At 70.7% G+C, this 960-nt stretch carries 2 protein-coding genes; both read right to left on the bottom strand.

From position 1 onward, the window contains the following. The coding region (locus BN4332_RS32710; RefSeq protein WP_494337825.1) for a DUF7159 family protein at positions 1-199 on the bottom strand (199 nt) is incomplete at its 3' end. Between the two features lie 116 nt (positions 200-315). Then, positions 316-825: a nuclear transport factor 2 family protein gene (locus tag BN4332_RS32705; RefSeq protein WP_066904561.1), complete on the bottom strand. Its 510-nt coding sequence runs from the start codon at positions 823-825 to the stop codon at positions 316-318. Between the last annotated feature and the right edge of the window lie 135 nt (positions 826-960).

Raw genomic sequence — 960 nt, 5'->3', positions numbered from 1 at the left:
CCGTCACGTCCTGACCGCTGGCGGCGGCAATCGCGCGGGCACTCCGTGCGGCCGCGGCCGCGCGAGCAGCCACCTGGTCGGCCACCTCGACCTCGAAGGCATCGTCGTCGAGCTGGGTGTCATCGCCGGTGTCGCCACCGTCGACCAATGCCCAGGCGATGCCGTGGGGAGTCACCGACAGTCCGAGCACTGCCTTCACCCTGCGACCTCGATTCCTCACGCACCGCCGACGTCCCCGGCCGCGATGAGCCTAATTCGCGACGGCCGAGTCGGCATCCCGGAGAAGTGATCGGTAACCGCAGCGGCACCCAGAATTCACCTCGGGTCGGGTGCGGGCTCTCCCGTCACGCCGGCGACCAGCAACCGGTGAGCGGTCGGATCGCCGTTCAGCAGGCGGCTGGACCGCCGGGTGATCTGCCAGCGCCCGTCCGTACGGGCCAGCTCGAAGTGATTGGCAGTGGCCCGCCACACCACGTATTCGTCTGTATCGCTGGGATTTTCGCGGCGCACCAAGACCAGCGATTCGCACACCGCGACCGCGGTGTCCCCACTGACCGTGACCACCGCCGGTCCCAGGAAGTGGCTGCATCCCGAGGCCACCAGCGCGCGATGGGGCTTCGAGCTCACCATCGCGTGGACGTCGGCCCGCCCGGCCATCGTCCAACCTTCGACCTCGTAGCTGCCGTCGACCGCCCACAGCGCGGCCGCGCCGTCGGCGTCCGCGGCATCCACCCATGGGCCGTAGGAGGCGATCAACCGCGCGATGTCGCGTTCGTCCTCGAGCCTGCGCAGCCGCGCCTCCAGCGCGGCCACTTCGGACGTCACTGCTGTCCCCGTTGATCGATCAGGCTGCGGATCGCGGCGTCGGATCTGAGCACCACCGCGGCCCGGTCCGGAGCACTGTTGCGCGCGGCGCGGTCGGCGTTGCCGCCCGCGATGTGGACCGGGCCGGACGCCAGG

It is taken from the genome of Mycolicibacterium houstonense, from assembly GCF_900078665.2.
GTDB classification, from domain to species: Bacteria; Actinomycetota; Actinomycetes; order Mycobacteriales; family Mycobacteriaceae; genus Mycobacterium; species Mycobacterium houstonense.
Note: the sequence above shows the minus strand (reverse complement) of the source record. Positions and strands in the feature narration are given on the sequence as shown.